The sequence below is a fragment of the Tardiphaga sp. 839_C3_N1_4 genome (assembly GCF_051811045.1).
Taxonomy (GTDB): domain Bacteria; phylum Pseudomonadota; class Alphaproteobacteria; order Rhizobiales; family Xanthobacteraceae; genus Tardiphaga.
In genome coordinates, this window is the sequence record NZ_JBPWQD010000001.1 from 1,081,929 (window position 1) to 1,098,198 (window position 16,270).

17 protein-coding genes are annotated in these 16,270 nt (G+C 62.8%); 4 read left to right on the top strand and 13 right to left on the bottom strand.

From position 1 onward, the window contains the following. Nucleotides 1-35: 35 nt before the first annotated feature. Nucleotides 36-1,049 (bottom strand): 1-aminocyclopropane-1-carboxylate deaminase, encoded by a 1,014-nt coding sequence (locus AB8A38_RS05510; RefSeq protein ID WP_068731723.1) that lies wholly within the window; start codon nucleotides 1,047-1,049, stop codon nucleotides 36-38. A 156-nt stretch (nucleotides 1,050-1,205) separates the two neighbouring features. On the opposite strand from AB8A38_RS05510, the gene AB8A38_RS05515 reads away from it, so the two are divergent. Then, entirely contained in the window at nucleotides 1,206-1,670 is a 465-nt protein-coding gene (locus AB8A38_RS05515) for an Lrp/AsnC family transcriptional regulator (protein ID WP_089264361.1), read from the top strand. Nucleotides 1,671-1,710: 40 nt separating this feature from the next. Here the strand turns inward: AB8A38_RS05515 and AB8A38_RS05520 are convergent, their stop codons facing one another. Together AB8A38_RS05520 and AB8A38_RS05525 are read right to left on the bottom strand one after the other, a co-directional pair. Beyond that, nucleotides 1,711-2,115 (bottom strand): (R)-mandelonitrile lyase, encoded by a 405-nt coding sequence (locus tag AB8A38_RS05520; protein WP_439085276.1) that lies wholly within the window; start codon nucleotides 2,113-2,115, stop codon nucleotides 1,711-1,713. Nucleotides 2,116-2,254: 139 nt separating this feature from the next. Continuing rightward, nucleotides 2,255-2,953, bottom strand: a complete 699-nt coding sequence (locus AB8A38_RS05525) for a ribonuclease activity regulator RraA (RefSeq protein WP_439085277.1) — start codon at nucleotides 2,951-2,953, stop codon at nucleotides 2,255-2,257. 252 nt (nucleotides 2,954-3,205) lie between these two features. On the opposite strand from AB8A38_RS05525, the gene pxpB reads away from it, so the two are divergent. The 3 genes from pxpB to AB8A38_RS05540 are packed head-to-tail and all read left to right on the top strand — an operon-like array spanning nucleotide 3,206 to nucleotide 5,782. Then, nucleotides 3,206-3,937 carry a 5-oxoprolinase subunit PxpB gene (gene pxpB, locus AB8A38_RS05530; protein ID WP_315842002.1) on the top strand — a complete coding sequence of 244 codons (732 nt, stop codon included), beginning with the start codon at nucleotides 3,206-3,208 and terminating at the stop codon, nucleotides 3,935-3,937. Continuing rightward, nucleotides 3,934-4,980, top strand: coding sequence for a biotin-dependent carboxyltransferase family protein (locus tag AB8A38_RS05535; protein WP_315842001.1), 1,047 nt, complete (start codon nucleotides 3,934-3,936; stop codon nucleotides 4,978-4,980). Before pxpB ends, AB8A38_RS05535 begins: the two co-directional genes overlap by 4 nt. 31 nt (nucleotides 4,981-5,011) lie before the next feature. Then, complete coding sequence (locus tag AB8A38_RS05540; protein WP_315842000.1) at nucleotides 5,012-5,782, top strand: LamB/YcsF family protein; 771 nt, start codon at nucleotides 5,012-5,014, stop codon at nucleotides 5,780-5,782. Between the two features lie 166 nt (nucleotides 5,783-5,948). Here AB8A38_RS05540 and AB8A38_RS05545 read toward each other — a convergent pair whose 3' ends face one another. The 10 genes from AB8A38_RS05545 to AB8A38_RS05590 form a co-directional block, all read right to left on the bottom strand. Next, entirely contained in the window at nucleotides 5,949-6,989 is a 1,041-nt protein-coding gene (locus AB8A38_RS05545; RefSeq protein ID WP_315841999.1) for an aliphatic amidase, read from the bottom strand. 143 nt (nucleotides 6,990-7,132) lie between these two features. Continuing rightward, on the bottom strand, nucleotides 7,133-8,077 hold the full coding sequence (locus tag AB8A38_RS05550) for an ABC transporter substrate-binding protein (RefSeq protein ID WP_315841998.1): 945 nt from the start codon (nucleotides 8,075-8,077) through the stop codon (nucleotides 7,133-7,135). Further along, a complete protein-coding gene (locus AB8A38_RS05555) occupies nucleotides 8,074-9,168 on the bottom strand; it encodes an LLM class flavin-dependent oxidoreductase (protein ID WP_315841997.1) in 1,095 nt (364 codons plus the stop codon). Before AB8A38_RS05555 ends, AB8A38_RS05550 begins: the two co-directional genes overlap by 4 nt. Before the next feature lie 25 nt (nucleotides 9,169-9,193). Further along, entirely contained in the window at nucleotides 9,194-10,336 is a 1,143-nt protein-coding gene (locus tag AB8A38_RS05560) for an acyl-CoA dehydrogenase family protein (RefSeq protein WP_439085278.1), read from the bottom strand. 168 nt (nucleotides 10,337-10,504) lie between these two features. Further along, complete coding sequence (locus AB8A38_RS05565; RefSeq protein WP_439085280.1) at nucleotides 10,505-11,311, bottom strand: ABC transporter ATP-binding protein; 807 nt, start codon at nucleotides 11,309-11,311, stop codon at nucleotides 10,505-10,507. Further along, entirely contained in the window at nucleotides 11,304-12,161 is an 858-nt protein-coding gene (locus tag AB8A38_RS05570; protein ID WP_439088465.1) for an ABC transporter permease, read from the bottom strand. Before AB8A38_RS05570 ends, AB8A38_RS05565 begins: the two co-directional genes overlap by 8 nt. A gap of 25 nt (nucleotides 12,162-12,186) precedes the next feature. Beyond that, nucleotides 12,187-13,143, bottom strand: a complete 957-nt coding sequence (locus AB8A38_RS05575) for an ABC transporter substrate-binding protein (RefSeq protein ID WP_175369094.1) — start codon at nucleotides 13,141-13,143, stop codon at nucleotides 12,187-12,189. 116 nt (nucleotides 13,144-13,259) lie between these two features. Next, nucleotides 13,260-14,051, bottom strand: a complete 792-nt coding sequence (locus tag AB8A38_RS05580; RefSeq protein WP_439085281.1) for an ABC transporter ATP-binding protein — start codon at nucleotides 14,049-14,051, stop codon at nucleotides 13,260-13,262. After that, entirely contained in the window at nucleotides 14,045-15,085 is a 1,041-nt protein-coding gene (locus AB8A38_RS05585) for an ABC transporter permease (protein WP_439085282.1), read from the bottom strand. The genes AB8A38_RS05580 and AB8A38_RS05585 overlap by 7 nt, the downstream gene beginning before the upstream one ends. Further along, complete coding sequence (locus AB8A38_RS05590; protein WP_439085284.1) at nucleotides 15,063-16,160, bottom strand: ABC transporter substrate-binding protein; 1,098 nt, start codon at nucleotides 16,158-16,160, stop codon at nucleotides 15,063-15,065. Before AB8A38_RS05590 ends, AB8A38_RS05585 begins: the two co-directional genes overlap by 23 nt. Between the last annotated feature and the right edge of the window lie 110 nt (nucleotides 16,161-16,270).

Consider the following 16,270-nt stretch of genomic DNA (forward strand, 5'->3'; position numbering starts at 1 on the left):
CCGGACACCAAGCCGGCGCACGCGATGTGACGGCACTATCCATTACGGAACGCGTAGCCATATCCATTCAGCGCCGGCGCGCCGCCGAGATGTGCATAGAGCACCTTGGATCCTTCAGGGAAGTAACCCTTCTGCACGAGGTCGATCATCCCCTGCATCGATTTCCCTTCATAGACAGGGTCGGTGATCATCCCCTCAAGGCGCGCGCAGAGACGGATGGCGTCCTTGGTCTCTTCCGATGGCACGCCATAAACGGGATAGGCGTAGTCCTCGATCAGCACCACATCATCCTCGACGAGGTCTTTGCCTAATTTGACCAGCTTGGCAGTGTTCTGCGCGATCTCAAGTACCTGCGCCTTGGTCTGAGCCGGTGTGAAAGATGCGTCGATACCAATCACCCTGCGCTGGCGGTCGTCCTTGGCGAAGCCCACCAGCATGCCTGCATGGGTAGAGCCGGTCACGGTGCAGACGACAATGTAGTCGAACGCGAAGCCGAGTTCCTTCTCTTGCGCCCGGACTTCTTCGGCAAAGCCGACATAACCGAGACCGCCGAATTTGTGCACGGACGCACCGGCCGGAATGGCGTAGGGTTTACCGCCCTTGGCCTTCACATCCTCGATCGCCTCTTCCCAGCTATGGCGGATGCCAATGTCAAAGCCTTCGTCGACGAGCTGCACATCCGCGCCCATGATCCGGCTGAGCATGATATTGCCGACACGGTCGTAGACGGCGTCCTCATGCGGCACCCAGCTCTCCTGTACCAGCCGGCACTTCATGCCGATCTTGGCCGCAACGGCCGCGACCATGCGTGTATGATTGGACTGTACGCCGCCGATCGACACCAGTGTGTCGGCGTTCGAGGCGATGGCATCGGGGATGATGTATTCGAGCTTGCGCAGCTTGTTGCCGCCATAGGCCAGCCCGGAATTGCAGTCCTCGCGCTTGGCGTAGAGTTCGACCTTGCCGCCGAGATGGGCCGAGAGCTTCTCCAGCTTCTCGATATAGGTGGGTCCAAAGGTGAGCGGGTAGCGTTCGAAGCCTTCGAGCATGTGACACCTGTTGTCGTGAAAACTGGCGGTACAGCTAGCATTTTCGGTGCGGAAGGTGCTTTCAAAGATATGGCTGTGATCTGACATATATCGTACTATATCCATCCAAACTGGAAGTAAGGCGCATTAAACTCCAAAAATTCGGAAGATTCTTTCATGGCAGAAAATCTGGATAAAATCGGACTTCGCATGCTGCATTTGCTGCAGAAAGACGGGCGCCTGAGCAATGCCGATCTGGCCGCGAAGGTAAATGTCAGTCCCGCCACCTGTCATCGCCGCACGCAGCAGCTGTTTGACGAAGGCTATATCAGGAACACACGTGCCATCATTGCGCCCGAGAAGGTCAACCGCGGCGCGCTGGTCATGGTCGGTGTCGTGCTCGATCGCTCGACGCCGGAAAGCTTTGCAGTGTTTGAAAAGGCGGTGGCCAAACTGAAATTCGTTCTCGATTGCCACCTGGTCGCCGGCGACTTCGACTATTTCCTAAAAATCCGCGTCGGCGACATGGCCGATTTCAATCGTATCCACGGCACGCAGCTCATCGCGCTGCCCGGCGTCCGTCAGACCCGAACCTTTTTCGTTATGAAAGAGGTGGTGGACAATGCGCCGCTGGACTTTTGAACCCAGCGCTCGTCCCCGTACCCGGCGATACCTGGCCGTCCTAGCCGACCGGCTTCGCATATTGTTCGTCGCTGACCTTCTCCATCCAGTCTGCGGTCTTGCCGTCGAGCGCTTCCTGCATCGCGATATGGGTCATGCCGGTGGTCGGTGCTGCGCCGTGCCAGTGCTTCTCGCCCGGTGGAATCCAGACGGTGTCGCCCGGCTTGATCTCAACGACTGGCTGGCCTTCGGTCTGGAAGCGCCCGACACCTGCGATCACGTAGAGCGTCTGCCCGAACGGGTGGGTGTGCCAGGCTGTGCGCGCGCCCGGCTCAAAGCTGACGCGGAAGGTCACCAGCCGCGCCGGCGCTTCGGCGACAATGACCGGGTCCTGCCAGACCGTGCCCGTGAAGTATTCCTCTGGCGCCCTGTTGGTCGGGCGCGAACCCGCGGGGAAAAGCTTCATGGCACCGTCTCCAATCTCTGGCCCTCATGGTGAGGAGGCGCGCAGCGCCGTCTCGAACCATGAGGGATGAACACTCCCTCGCCCTTCGAGACGCGGCCAAGCGGCCGCTCCTCAGGACGAGGGTATTTGAGTTGGTTGGTTACTTCTTCGACGCGGCGTAACGCGCCTTGGTCTCGGCATTCATCGGATACAGGCCGGGCAGCGTGGCGCCGTTGTTCACTTCGTTGACGATCCAGGCTTCCATGCGCTCCTGCTCGGCGCCTTCGGCCAGGATGAGATCGAGGAAGGCCTTCGGGATCACGACAGCGCCGTCCTGATCGGCGACGATGACGTCGTCCGGGAAGATGGCAACGCCGCCGCAACCGATCGGTTCACCCCAGCCGACAAAGGTCAGGCCGGCAACCGACGGCGGAGCGGCATAGCCGTCGCACCAGACCGGCAGATTGGTGCCGAGCACGCCTTCGATGTCACGCACCACGCCGTCGGTGATCAGCGCAGCGACGCCGCGCTTCTGCATGCGGGCGCAGAGGATGTCGCCGAAGATGCCGGCATCGGTGATGCCCATGGCATCGACCACAGCAATGCAACCTTCCGGCATGGCTTCGATGGCGGTACGGGTCGAGATCGGCGACGACCACGATTCCGGAGTGGCGAGATCCTCGCGCGCCGGCACAAAACGGAGGGTGAAGGCCGGACCGACGAGACGGGGCTGACCGGGGCGCAGCGGCTGGGCGCCGCGCAGCCAGACATTGCGCAGGCCCTTCTTCAGGAGAACGGTGGTGATGGTCGCGGTGGTGACCTTCGACAGGGTGGCAATGGCTTCGGGTGTCAGGGACATACGCAGGGCTCTTCAGGTCAGAGGATGCAGGACGTTGGACTTACGGCGGCGCATCTTGCGGTGGAATGCCAGCGCGTCAAGGGCTGCTGCTTCAAAGCGCCATGCAATGTGATGAAACCTCTGCGATCAGTACGGCTTATCGCCAACATGCGTATTAATTTATTGAAGATGCACGGCTATTTTCAGATTGCGAATTCCACTCGCTGGTAAAACGCGCTATGCATGGTTGTCCAATACTGACGTTGTGAGGCCATGGTCGCAGCTCTCTCCCCGCCCCGCATTCTGCCGTCAGGCGATGCTGCCATCACCGTCGAATTCAGCCGGACCATCGACGAGGAAGCCAACCGCCGCGTGCTGGCGCTCGACAAACTCGTCGCGTCGGCCGGCCTTGCTGCCGTCACCGAAACCGTGCCGACCTATCGCTCCCTTCTGGTGCATTACGATCCGCTGCAGATCGGCTTCGACGCTTTGGGTGAGAAGCTGACCGAACTGGCACTCCAGCCGCTCCCCGAAGCCAAGGCGGCCCGGCGCTGGCGCATCCCCGTCGCCTATGGCGGCGAGAACGGCATTGATCTCGAAGACGTCGCCAAGGCACTGAACATCACACCGGACGAAGTCGTCGCGCGCCATGTGGGCGGCGACTACAAAGTGGCGATGATCGGCTTCACCCCGGGCTGGTCCTATCTCAGCGGGCTGCCGAGTTCGATGCAGATGTCACGCCGGCAGAATCCCCGGCTGCTGACACCGCCCGGAACGATCTCCATCGGCGGCATCCAGACCGGCGTGCAATGCCTCGCCGGCCCCAGCGGCTGGCATCTGCTCGGACGGACCGCCGTGCGCACCTATCAGCTCAGCCGCGATCCCATCTTCCTGCTTGAACCCGGCGACGCAATCACCTTCGCGGCTGTCGATGAGAAGACCTTTGCCGAACAGGACCGCGCGGCCGAAGCCGGTGCATTCGTCGCGGAGCTGATCGCGTCATGAGCAAGCTCATCGTCACTTCCGTGAGCCCCGGCACGTCCGTGCAGGATGTCGGCCGGTTCGGCGCCCAGCGCTACGGCCTGGTGCCATCGGGCGCCGTCGATCGACTGGCGATGGCCGCCGCCAATGCCCTGCTGGGCAACACGCTGTTCGCAGCCACCATCGAACTCGGCCCGCTCAATTCGGTCTTCACCGCCAAAGGCGGCGCTGTTCGGATTTCGCTCACCGGTGCAACGCGGCCGGCCGATATCGCCGGCACGCCCTTCAACGTCAACACATCCGTCACGCTGGCCGATGGCGAGAGCCTCAATCTCGGCGTCGCCCGCGCCGGCACCTTCGGCTATCTCGCCATCGAGGGCGGGATCCGCGGCGAGCCAATGTTCGGCAGCCTGGCCGTGAATGCCCGCGCCGGTCTCGGCAGTCCCTATCCGCGACCGCTGCAGGCCGGCGACGAATTGCCGGTGGCGACGGCCAGCAGCGCCAACGAGAAGCGCATCGACCTGCCCGCGCCGGTCGAGGGTCCAATCCGCGTGGTGCTTGGGCCTCAGGACGACGAATTCGGTGACGCCAAGGATCTGTTCCTGAATAGCGACTGGAAGATTTCGGCGACCAGCGATCGCATGGGCTATCGCCTCGAAGGCCCCGTGATCAAACATCTGCACGGCCACAACATCGTCTCCGACGGCACCGTGAACGGCTCGATCCAGGTACCCGGCAACGGCCAGCCCATCGTGCTGATGCCCGACCGTGGCACATCAGGCGGCTATCCGAAAATCGCGACCGTGATCTCGACCGATCTCGGCCGCTTCGGCCAGACCCAGCCGGGCCGTGCTTTCCGCTTCAAGGCCATCTCCATGGCCGAAGCGCAGGCTGAATACCGCGCCTTCGCCGAACTGCTGCAGAGCCTGCCCGGCCGTGTCCATGATTCCAACATCCTGATGCTGGACATCAAGGCGCTGCTGTCGGCCAATGTCGCTGGCACCGCAGTCAGCGCGATCGACGTCGAGACGTGGCAGGCGCCGCAGCCGGCAGACGCGCAAGACTGATTTCGAACCCTATTTACGAAAGAGCACGACCATGGCGACCATCGATCTCAACTGCGACCTCGGCGAAAGCTTCGGCATGTGGGAGATGGGCAATGACGCCGCGATGATCGAGCTCGCAAGCTCGGTGAACATCGCCTGCGGTTATCACGCCGGCGACGCCGATGTAATGCGCAAGACCGTGCAACTCGCCAAGGCACGCAATGTCAGGATCGGTGCCCATCCCGGCTATCGCGATCTGCACGGCTTCGGCCGCCGCCCCATCGTCGGCCTCACCGCGCTCGAGATCGAAAACCTGATCGCCTACCAGATCGGCGCCTTGCAGGCGATCGCCGCCATGGAAGGCTACAAGGTCACCCACGTGAAGGCGCACGGCGCGATCTCCAACGTCGCCTGCGAGGACGACATGACCGCGCGCGCCATCGCCGCCGGCATCAAAGCCGTCGACCGCAATCTGACCTTCGTGGTGCTGGCGAATTCCAAGCTCGTGACCGCAGGCGAAGCCGCCGGACTCCCGTTGGCACATGAAGTGTTCGCCGACCGCGCCTATGAGGACAACGGCAATCTCGTCTCGCGCAAGAAGCCCGGCGCGGTGCTACACGATCCCGTCATGGTCGCTGATCGCGTGGTGAAGATGGCACAGACCGGCGAAGTCATCTCGATCACCGGCAAGGTGATCAAGATGAAGATGGACACCGTGTGCATTCACGGCGACACGCCGGGAGCCGTGGAGCTCGGCCGCCATGTGCGCGATGGATTGAAAAAGGCGGGCATCGACGTGGCGCCGTTCAAGACGGTACTTTGAAATGAACTGTCATTCCGGGGCGCGGCCGGCTCTTGCTGGACGCGAACCCGGAATCCCGAAATGGAAGTCACCTCTCTGCCGCCCGGTACGTCGAGATGATGAACATGCCCAGATTCCGGGTTCGTCCGCGCAAGGTGCGCGGCCGCCCCGGAATGACGAGGTTGGACTACCTGTCGTTCAACATCCCCTCATGCGGCAGTCCCTCGATCGGGCATTCCTCGACACCGACCGTCGTCCGCGTGAAGGCCTCGACATTCTCGCGCGCCTTGTCGGGATTGTTGACCCAGTTCGCATAGAAATCGAACGGACACGCTGCGACACCCTTGTTGCTTTCGCCGGAATTGATCGTGCCGGTGTAGCCGCGATGCAGCAGCTTGAAGAGATGGTTCTCCGACTGCCCGGTGCGGCGCGCGTCGCGGATCAGCGATTTCGACAGTGCCGCATATTGAATGCCGTAATCTTCCTCGCCGCATTCGCCGAGCGTGCGGCCATCGAAACCGATGATCGCCGAATGGCCGAAATACGAATAGACGCCGTCGAAGCCTGAGGCATTGGCAACGGCAACATAAGTGTTGTTGGCCCAGGCCATCGCCTTGGCCATCAGCACCTGCTGATCCTTGGCCGGATACATGTAGCCCTGGCAGCGCACGATCAGCTCGGCACCCTTCATGGCGCAGTCGCGCCAGATTTCGGGATAGTTGCCGTCGTCACAGATGATCAGCGAGACCTTGAGGCCCTTCGGTCCTTCGGAGACATAAGTGCAGTTGCCGGGATACCAGCCCTCGATGGGTACCCACGGCATGATCTTGCGATATTTCTGAACGATCTCACCCTTGTCGTTCATCAGGATCAACGTGTTGTACGGCGCCTTGTGCGGATGCTGCTCGTGCCGCTCGCCGGTCAGCGAGAACACGCCCCAGACTTTTGCCTTGCGGCACGCCTCGGCAAAGATCTCCGTCTCGTCGCCGGGCACCAGAGATGCGGTCTCATACATCTCCTTCTCGTCATACATGATGCCCTGGGTCGAATATTCCGGGAACACCACCAGATCCATGCCGGGCAGACCGATCTTCATGCCAACGATCATGTCGGCGATCTTCTGCGCATTGGCCAACACCTCAGCCTTCGTGTGAAGCCGCGGCATCTTGTAATTCACGACGGCGACGCCGACCGCGTCCTTGCTGGATGAAATATCGCCGTGATGCATCTGCGCTGGTCTCCGTTGCCGGGCGATGGTGGGCCGACGGAGGGAGACCGGGAATACGTGGATTTACGGATGTGAGAAGCGCTGGCCCCTCAGCACGTCGTCCCCGCGAAGGCGGGGACGACGGTCGAGAGTGCAGAGGGATGCTACAACCCCGCACCCTTCCCAATCGCATCGTTGAACGACCGGTCCACCAGTACGGCGGCGTCGAGCTTCTGCTTGATCAGACCGCTGCGCAGATAGAGATCGATCGTCTTCTGCTCATCGGCGACGACGCCATCATCGACCGGCGCGATCCTGATCTTGGCGCGTGTCAGCCAGTTCAGCGGCACCGACGGCGCCACGTTCATCAGCTTGCCCCAGGTCTGCGCGTAGGCGTCCGCGTTGTTCAGCGCCCAGGCGCGGGCTGCGGTGAGGCGGCGGAGATAGTCCTCGAGCTCAGCATGCTTGTCGCGGATCGCATTCGGCGTCGCCACCACGAAGCTCAGCCCCGATGTCAGGCCCTCGGCATTGAGCAGAACGCGCGACTGGAACAGCACCTCTTCCTGGCTCACATAGGGCTCCCAGGTCGACCACGCATCGACCGAGCCGCGGGTATAAGCGACCTTGGCGTCCGACGGAGCGAGGAACACAATCTGCACATCGTTCGCCGTCCAGCCCTTCTGCTCCAGCGCGGCGAGAATGAGCTGATGCCCGATCGAGCCGCGGCCGGTGGCGATCTTCTTGCCCTTCAGATCGTCGAAGCTCTTGATCGTCGAGTCCTTCGGCACCAGCACGGCGAGACCGTCGCCGGTCTGCCGGATCGCGCCGATGGCCTTGACCGGCACATTGGCCGCCGCGGCAAACGTAAAGGGCGCATCGCCGACCAGCCCGCTATCGAGCGCACCGGCGCCAAGCGCCTCCAGCAGCGGTGCTGCCGCCGCGAACTCCTTCCACTCGATCTTGTAAGGCACGTCCTTCAGCACGCCGGATGCTTCCATCACGGCGCGCGCATTTCCCTTCTGGTCGCCGACGATCAGCGTCGTCTCGGCATGCGCCGAAGATGCGAAGGCCGCGAGGATCAGGCCGGCGGCGAGGATGAGCCGTTTCATGCTGCGACAACTCCCTTGGCGGCGTCACGCGCGGCAATCAGTTCGCGGGTGCGCGGGATCAGTTCACGGCCGTAATCGATGGCGTCGATCAAGGGATCGAAACCGCGGATCAGGAAATGGCTGACGCCGAGATCGTAGTAGTCGGCGAACACTTCGGCGACCTGTTCGGGCGTTCCGACCAGCGCGGTGGTGTTGCTGTTCGCGCCGGTGAGCGCCGCCATTTCCGTCCACAGCCGCTTGTCGATGCGGGTGCCCTGCTCGGCCAGCGCCAGCAGACGCTTCGCGCCGGCGGTGGCATGGCCATCGGCCGGCTTGCGATAGCCGGTCTTGTCCTGCAGCGCGGTGGCGCGGGCGAGAATGTCATCGGCCTTGGCCCAGGCTTTTTCCTCGGTGTCGGCGATGATCGGGCGCACCGACAGGCTGAAGCGCGGCGCCGGCCGCCCATATTTGGCGGCGGCGGCGCGCACGCGGCCGGTGACGTCACGCACCTGCGCGTAGGATTCACCCCACAGCGCGAAGGTGTCGGCGTGCTTGCCCGACACGTCGATGGCCGCGTCCGACGCGCCGCCAACGAAGACGTGGATCGGCACGGTCGGCTTCACCTGCGAGAAGCCGCCCTCAACCTGATAATATTTGCCGGCATAGTCGAATGGTTTCTCGCTCGTCCATTCCTGCTTGATGATGTCGAGCCACTCGCCGGTGCGGGCATAACGCTCGTCCTTGTCGTCAAGCGTATTGCCGTCCTGCCGCAGCTCCTTGGCATTGCCGCCGGTGATGACATGCAGCGAGACGCGGCCGTTGTGGAAATTCTCGATGGTGGCGAGCTGGCGTGCGATGACGGTTGGTGCGGTAAAGCCTGGACGCTGTGCGATCATCACCTTCAGCTTCTCGGTCACGCCGAGCGCATGCTGCGCGACCTGCAGACCGTCCGGCGAGGTCGAATGGAAGGCGAGCAGCGCGCGGTCGAAGCCCGCGAGCTCATGCGCCTTCGCAACGGTCTCGATATAGGCGGGATCGAGGATCGGACCGGAGCGGACGCGGGTTTCGGATGCGTCATTATTGGTGATGAAGCCGATGAATTCGACGGACATGGGTCTCTCCACTTCCTGCTGTTGTTCAGATGCCGAGCGCGATGCGTCCGGCGGAAATCTTGGTGCTGTCGTCTTGCGGCGTGTGCACGCGGCCGCACAGAACGTCGCGATAATGCCGCTCTAGCGGATTGGCGCGGGTCAGTCCGTGATTGCTGGTCAGCGACAGCGCGTCCTCAACGACGGCGACGGCATTGTTGGTGACGGTGAGCTTGAGGATGTTTGCCTCAACTGGCGTCAGCGTAACACCGTCATCGATATCCCGTGCGAAGGTCTCGAGCAGCCGCGCATTCACCGCGAGCTTCGCCTCGATGCCGCCGACGATCTCCTGCGCCCGCGGCAGCGTTGCGAGCGGCGCGCCGAGACTCGATGGCGTGCGGGTCTTGAGAAAGTCGATCAGCCAGTCACGCGCCGCCCGCGCCACGCCGTCATAGACCGCACCGACGAGCACGGCCTGGGTGGTCGCCTGCGACACATCCGGCGCGCCCCACTCGCCGGGACGGCGCAGATCCACCTCGTTGTCGAGCGGAACGAGCACGTCGTCGAACACGACGTCATGGCTGCCGCTGGCGCGGAGGCCAAGATGATCCCAGGTCTCGACGATCTCCGTGCCCGGCAGACCCGCCGGCACCAGAAAGACGCCGACCCGCACGTCGGGCTCGTCCGTCTTCGCCCATACAGTGTACCATTTGAGGATCGGCGACCCGGTCGAATAGATCTTGCGGCCGGTAATGCGCCAGCCGTCGGCGGTGCGCTTCGCTGTGGTTTGAGGCAGACCGCCCCGCGATGGCGATCCCTGATCGGGCTCGACGCGCAATGCGTTGATCAGCGCCAAGCCATTCACGGCGTCGCGCGACACGCGCTGCGCCAGATGCGCAGGCCAATTGCCATTTCGCGTGATGACCAGATGGTGGATATAGTGCATCGCCAATACAAGCGCGGTCGCGGCATCGGCCTTGCCGACTGCGTTCACGACGCGCACAGCCTCGCGCACCCCGGCGCCCGCGCCGCCCAGGGCCTTTGGCACCGGCAGCGCCAGCAGGCCCGCCCCGGACAGTTCCTGAAAATTCTCGAATGGAAAACTTGCCGCACGATCATGCAATGGCGCACGTTCCGCAAAGCCCGGAACGAGCAAATTAACTCTGTCGATAATGCTGGGAACCGCGTCCATATCGTATTGCTTTCGGCTTCTCTAACCCTAGAGAATGCCGTTCGGCAGGCGTTACAAGCGGTACTCGGAAATAACGACAGCGGGACTGATGGGCCTAAGACCCACAGGTGAAAATTCTCTCCGGTGACCTCAGGCGAGAATTTTATTCGCGCGATTTTGAAGCCAGATTCAGGAATCTGCCGCCTTGCCCCGACTGCCGGCGATATGGCTGGTGAGCTTCTGAGTGACCTCGCGCCGCAACGCGTTGAATTCGGGCGATGCGACGTCGCGCGGGCGCGGAAGGTCGACCTCGATCTCGCAATCGATCCGGCCCGGCCCCGCCGACATCACGATGACGCGATCCGCCAACATCACGGCCTCCTCAACCGAATGCGTCACGAAGATCACGGTAAGGCCGGTGGTGCGCCAGATCTCGACGAGTTCCTCCTGCAGCTTGCTGCGGGTCAGCGCATCCAGCGCGCCGAACGGCTCGTCCATCAGCAGCACGTCGGTGTCGTTGCTGAGCACGCGCGCGATGGCGACGCGTTGTTTCATGCCGCCGGAGAGCTGGTGCGGATAGCGATCGGCAAAGGCGGTCAGTCCGACCATGGCCATGAACTTGTCGGTGAGTTCGTTCACGAGTTTGGTGGCAAGACGACGATGCTTGGGGCCGAAGCCGATATTGTCGCGCACGGTCAGCCACGGAAACAACGCGTAATCCTGAAACACCATGCCGCGATCCGGGCCCGGCTTGTCGACCGGAAAGCCGTACATGGTGACCGAGCCCTCAGTCGCTTTCTCGAAACCGGCGACGATGCGCAGCAATGTGGATTTGCCGCAGCCGGACGCGCCGAGCAGGCAAACGAATTCGCCCTTGCGGATCGTGAGGTTGACGCCGCGCAATGCTTCGACCGGGCCGTTGGAGGCCTGGTAGAATTTCTGCACGTTGCTCACTGCGAGGATATCAGGCGCGATTGTGGTCGGTCGATCAAGCATGGTGCTGCGGGCTCCACCGGAGGAAGTAGTTGCTGAGCATCAGCAGGATACGATCCGACACGAAGCCGGTGATGCCGATAATGATCATGCCGGTGATCACGAGATCGGTGCGCGACAGCGTGCGGCCATCCATGATGACCGCGCCGAGGCCTTCGGGCACGCCGGTCATCTCGCCTACGACAATGAGGATCCAGGCAAAGCCGGCACCGAGACGCAGGCCGTTGAAGATGCTCGGCAGCGCTGCCGGTAAGACGACGGAGCGGAACTGCTGCGCGCCGCTGCAGCCGAGCATCTCCGCCGCTTCGAACAACCTGATATCGACGGAGCGCACGCCGAACACTGTATTGAGCAGGATCGGGAAGAACGCGCCGAGGAACACCAGGAAGATTGCCGCGCGTGGACCTAGGCCGAAGAAGATCATCGACAGCGGCAGCCATGCCGTCACCGGGATTGGTCGCAGCAGCGACAGCGTAGGGTCAAGCAGTTTGCGCAGCAACGGCATGCGCCCGATCATCAGGCCGAGCGGAATGCCGATCGCCGCCGCACAGAGAAAGCCGCCATAGACACGCTGCACGCTTTTCCAGAAATGGATCGGCAGGCTGGCGCTGTAGGCGTCGTCATAGATTCCGCCGAAAGCGAAATCCCACATCATCACGGCGACGCCATAGGGCGACGGCACCAGTCGCGTGCCGGTCCAGCGCACCATGACGTCCCAAATCACCATCAGGCAGACCGGCACGATCAGCGCGAGCGCGACTGTGCGCGCACGCTGCACGCCCTTCCCGGCCGCAGGCACCGGCGGGGTCTCCGCTGCCGGCACAAGCTGTACCCTGTTGGACGTATCGTCCATCATGCTTTGCAGGCTCACGACGCGCTCACGTAGCCGCCAGCGCCTTCACGAAGCTGGCGTCGATGAAGGTCTTGTAGTCCGGCAACTGCCGGATCTGCTTCTTCGACAGCATCTGGCCGCCGTAATATTCCGCCTGCTTCATGAACTGGTCGTCGATATTCCAGGTCAGCTCCACATTGGGGGCGGCCTTCTCGATCGACGGCTTCTGCTGGCCGAGCTTCTGCATGGCGATGGCGATAAAGGCCTCGCGGTCCTTCATGGCATATTCGCTGGCCAGGCGGTGGGTCTTGAGCAGCGCCTTGATGAGTTCGGGGTCTTTCTCGATCAGTTCGCGGCGCGTCGCCAGCACCATGTTCAGCGAACCGGTCGGCGTGGTGTAGGGATATTCAACGATCTGACCGACGCCATTGGCGAGGCTGATGCCCGGGCCGGGCTCGGCGCCCACATAGGCGTCGATGTCGCCGCGGGCGAGCGCCGGCGCCATGTCGCTGAACGACAGACGCACCGATTCCACGTCCTTCACCGTCATGCCTTCGGCGGAGAGCCGGTCGAGGATCACGACTTCCTGGGTCGAGCCCGGCAGGATCGCGACTTTCTTGCCCTTCAGATCCTTGATCGTATTGATCCCGGAATCCTTCTTGGCGACGACCGCCATGCCGCGATTGCAGGCAGACGCGATCACGACGACCGGCTCGCCATTGGCGCCGCCGAGCGTCGCCGCAGCAAAACCGAAGATGCCGAAATCGACGGTGCCGGTGACCACGGCGTTCTTGCCGTCAGTCGGGGTTTCGAACGGGATCACCTCGAATTTGACGCCATCCGGCGCGAATTTTTCGTAGAAATACGGCGTGACGCCGTGAATGAGCTTCAGCGTTCCGATCTTGACCACGCGGTCGGCGGCGAAGGCCTTGATGCTGGTCGTGGACAGCGCCGCGGCAATGGCCGTCAGGCGGATGAAATCACGTCGGTTGGTGCTGTACATGTCGTTCCCTTGGGCTGAACCGTGTGTCAGCCCAAAAGGAATGCAATAATCATGCCTCGTATACAGCTATCGGTGGAGCGTACCTTCGCCCGCAACGGACCATATTCGGGAGGAGCTCACCACGTCGCATCCAGCCCGAGCAGCCCCAGAATCTGTCGTCGCAGCTCGGCGAGATGCGGATCGCCGCGATGGCGCGGATAGGGCCGGTCGACCGTGATATCCGCCGTTACCCGCGCGGGACGATCGCTGAACACGATGACGCGGTTGGCGAGAAACAATGCCTCCTCCACGTCATGGGTCACTAGCAGCGCTGTGAAACCGTTGCGTTGCCAGAGCGACACCAGCTCGGCTTGCATGGTGATGCGTGTCAGCGAGTCGAGTTTGCCGAGTGGCTCATCGAGCACAAGGATGCGCGGATCGTTCACCAGCGCGCGCGCCAGTGCCACGCGCTGCGCCATGCCGCCCGAGAGCTGATGCGGATAGGCTTTCTTGAATGCGCCGAGACCGACGAGATCGATCGCCGCATCGACGCGGTGACGCTGCGTCTTGAGAACGCCCTGCGCCTCCAGCCCGAGCGCGACATTGTCCGACACCGTTCGCCAAGGAAACAGCGTCGGGTCCTGAAACACGACAACGCGGGACGGATACGGGCCGGTGATGGCAACGCCATCTTCTTCCAGCGTGCCGGCACGCGGCGGCTCGAGACCCGCCACCAATCGGAGCAGCGTGGACTTGCCGCAGCCGGAGGGGCCGAGCAGCGCGACAAACTCGCCGGGCGCGACGGATATGCTGACGTCGTCGAGCACCGGCAGCACGTTGCCATCGATATCGAAGGCATGGCTGACGCCTTTGACATCCAGCGACGCGCCGGTCGCCGCTGGCTTGAATGCTGTCGCTAGCGCTACCATTTGACGACACCTTTCTGCCAGACCAGCAGGCGGTCGCGCACTTTGAACAGCAGCGTGATCGCGCCCGAGCACAGCAGCGACATCACGATCAGCGCCGCATACATGTTGTTGTAGGACGCCCAGCCCTGCGCCCATTGCAGATAGAAGCCAAGGCCCGCCTTCACGCCGATCATCTCGGCCACGACCAGCACCGCGAAGGATGCGCCCAGCCCCATGAACAGGCCGACGAACACATACGGCAAGGCTGCGGGGATTGCGACCTTGGTCACCAGGAACGACGGCCTGGCACCGAGCGTTCGTGCGACATCGTAATAGGCGGTGCTGACGCTGGCCACGCCCGACCACGTGAGCACCGTCACCGGAAAGCCGGTGGCCAGCGCGATCAGGAACGTGCTGGCGCTCCAGGCGGACGGGAACGTGAAGAACGCAATCGGCAGCCAGGCCGTCGCCGGCAACGGTCCGATGAAGCGCAGGATCGGATGCACCCAGTAACCCGCGAGCCGCGACCAGCCGATGGAGACGCCGGTGAGGAAGCCGACGACCGCGCCGATGAAGTAGCCGCCAAGCTGCAGCTTCACCGAGGCGAAAGCGCTATCGAGCAGCTTCGGCAGGTCGTCAGTATAGACCTCGACGATCGACTGTGGTGGCGGAAAGAACGGCAGCGGCAGCCAGCCGAATTTCGCCGTCGCAAGCTCCCACAGCGTCAGGAACGCTCCCAAGGCAAACAGCCAGGGCGCGCGCCGCTGCACGCCATCGCCGAATTTGCCGAGCGCTGCCTGCGCCGTGGTCGCAATCGCGATGCCGCCAGCAATCGCGAATGCCGTATAGGCCACAGCCTCGGTGCGTGGCCAGTCGCCGATATCCGGCCATCGCAGGCACGACAGGCCGAAGGCCAGCCAGGCGAGCCCTGCCCCGATCCCCGTGATGCTGAAACGAAGCTTGCTGACGAATTGAAGTCCGCCATCGCCAGCAATGAGCGCCGTCTCGCGGTCACCGCCAAGCGGTGCGATCTCAGACGCGGAATACGTCGGCATAGATGCGCTCCGCGAATTTGGTGGTGTCGGTCGACGGTTTGAACACCGAGACCGTCTTGAGATCGTCGGCGTAGGATTTCAGCTCGCGCTTCAGCGCATCGCCCACGGGGTGATGATGATGGGTGTGATACTTCACCATGCCCAGCAGGTCTTCGATGGTCGCGTTCTTCGGCGCATAGGGCTGGAATGACTTCGCCGCCTTTTCGGGATTCTGTGACGCGAACATCGCGGCATCGAGCAATGCCTGCGTCAGGCCGCGTGCGACCAGTGGATCGTCACGCAACAGGCTGCCGCGCACGCCGACGATGCAGCAACTGATATCCTTGTAGGGACCATCGAGATTGGAGCCGACTTCCTTCAGCTCGCCATCCTTGAGCCAGAGATAGGCCAGCGGATCGGACGCCAGCCCGATCTGTGCCTCGCCCTTCTCCACGGCGAGCCGCACGAGGTTGCCGGGATATTGCCGCCACTCGACGTCCTTATCCGGGTTGAGTCCGGCTTTCGCGAGCTGGATCGAGAAGAAGTTCTTGTCGGGACCAGCCATATCGCCGACGGCGATGGTCTTGCCCTTGAAATCCGCAACGCTCTTCACTTCCGATTTCGCCGGCGCCAGCGCGCGCAGGCAGCCGCCATGGGTGCCGGCGACGATCTTGACGTCGAAGCCCTGCTCCAGCGGCTTCAGCCAGCGCAGCGCCATACCCAGACCCGCATCGGATTTGCCGGTGGCGATGGCCTCGAGAAGCTGATCGGTCGAGCCGCTATAGTTCACCAGTTCGACGTCAAGGTTCTGCTTCTGGAAGAAGCCATGATCGATGGCGACCGGCAGCGGCGCAAGGCAGACCGCGCCGGCATTCCAGGAGAGCTTCAATTTGCGCGGTGCACCGGTGAGCGCAGGCGCCTCCGATGCGGTCCTGCAGATCGGAAAATCGGAAAAATCAATGGGTGACGCCTGCCGGAACGGAAACGCCTGCGCGCCCCATACGCCGAGTGGCGCCGCCAATGCGGCTGCTGCGCCGCCGCGCAACAGCGACCGGCGATCCATCAGCGGCTTGCGGTTGTGATCATCGTTCGACATCTGGTCTCCTTGCGATCGGCACAGCGCTGCCCATGGCCGCAACGCATGGTGTTGCGGCTTGCGCTGATGCGATGGTCAATGTGTTGAGTGGAAGCTCAGCCGTGAGAGTC

Excerpts from the sequence above, each read along its gene's own strand:
- AB8A38_RS05510 (WP_068731723.1), bottom strand. The coding sequence starts at position 1,049 with ATGCTCGAAGGCTTCGAACGCTACCCGCTCACCTTTGGACCCACCTAT.
- AB8A38_RS05515 (WP_089264361.1), top strand. The coding sequence starts at position 1,206 with ATGGCAGAAAATCTGGATAAAATCGGACTTCGCATGCTGCATTTGCTG.
- AB8A38_RS05520 (WP_439085276.1), bottom strand. The coding sequence starts at position 2,115 with ATGAAGCTTTTCCCCGCGGGTTCGCGCCCGACCAACAGGGCGCCAGAG.
- AB8A38_RS05525 (WP_439085277.1), bottom strand. The coding sequence starts at position 2,953 with ATGTCCCTGACACCCGAAGCCATTGCCACCCTGTCGAAGGTCACCACC.
- pxpB (WP_315842002.1), top strand. The coding sequence starts at position 3,206 with ATGGTCGCAGCTCTCTCCCCGCCCCGCATTCTGCCGTCAGGCGATGCT.
- AB8A38_RS05535 (WP_315842001.1), top strand. The coding sequence starts at position 3,934 with ATGAGCAAGCTCATCGTCACTTCCGTGAGCCCCGGCACGTCCGTGCAG.
- AB8A38_RS05540 (WP_315842000.1), top strand. The coding sequence starts at position 5,012 with ATGGCGACCATCGATCTCAACTGCGACCTCGGCGAAAGCTTCGGCATG.
- AB8A38_RS05545 (WP_315841999.1), bottom strand. The coding sequence starts at position 6,989 with ATGCATCACGGCGATATTTCATCCAGCAAGGACGCGGTCGGCGTCGCC.
- AB8A38_RS05550 (WP_315841998.1), bottom strand. The coding sequence starts at position 8,077 with ATGAAACGGCTCATCCTCGCCGCCGGCCTGATCCTCGCGGCCTTCGCA.
- AB8A38_RS05555 (WP_315841997.1), bottom strand. The coding sequence starts at position 9,168 with ATGTCCGTCGAATTCATCGGCTTCATCACCAATAATGACGCATCCGAA.
- AB8A38_RS05560 (WP_439085278.1), bottom strand. The coding sequence starts at position 10,336 with ATGGACGCGGTTCCCAGCATTATCGACAGAGTTAATTTGCTCGTTCCG.
- AB8A38_RS05565 (WP_439085280.1), bottom strand. The coding sequence starts at position 11,311 with ATGCTTGATCGACCGACCACAATCGCGCCTGATATCCTCGCAGTGAGC.
- AB8A38_RS05570 (WP_439088465.1), bottom strand. The coding sequence starts at position 12,161 with ATGGACGATACGTCCAACAGGGTACAGCTTGTGCCGGCAGCGGAGACC.
- AB8A38_RS05575 (WP_175369094.1), bottom strand. The coding sequence starts at position 13,143 with ATGTACAGCACCAACCGACGTGATTTCATCCGCCTGACGGCCATTGCC.
- AB8A38_RS05580 (WP_439085281.1), bottom strand. The coding sequence starts at position 14,051 with ATGGTAGCGCTAGCGACAGCATTCAAGCCAGCGGCGACCGGCGCGTCG.
- AB8A38_RS05585 (WP_439085282.1), bottom strand. The coding sequence starts at position 15,085 with ATGCCGACGTATTCCGCGTCTGAGATCGCACCGCTTGGCGGTGACCGC.
- AB8A38_RS05590 (WP_439085284.1), bottom strand. The coding sequence starts at position 16,160 with ATGTCGAACGATGATCACAACCGCAAGCCGCTGATGGATCGCCGGTCG.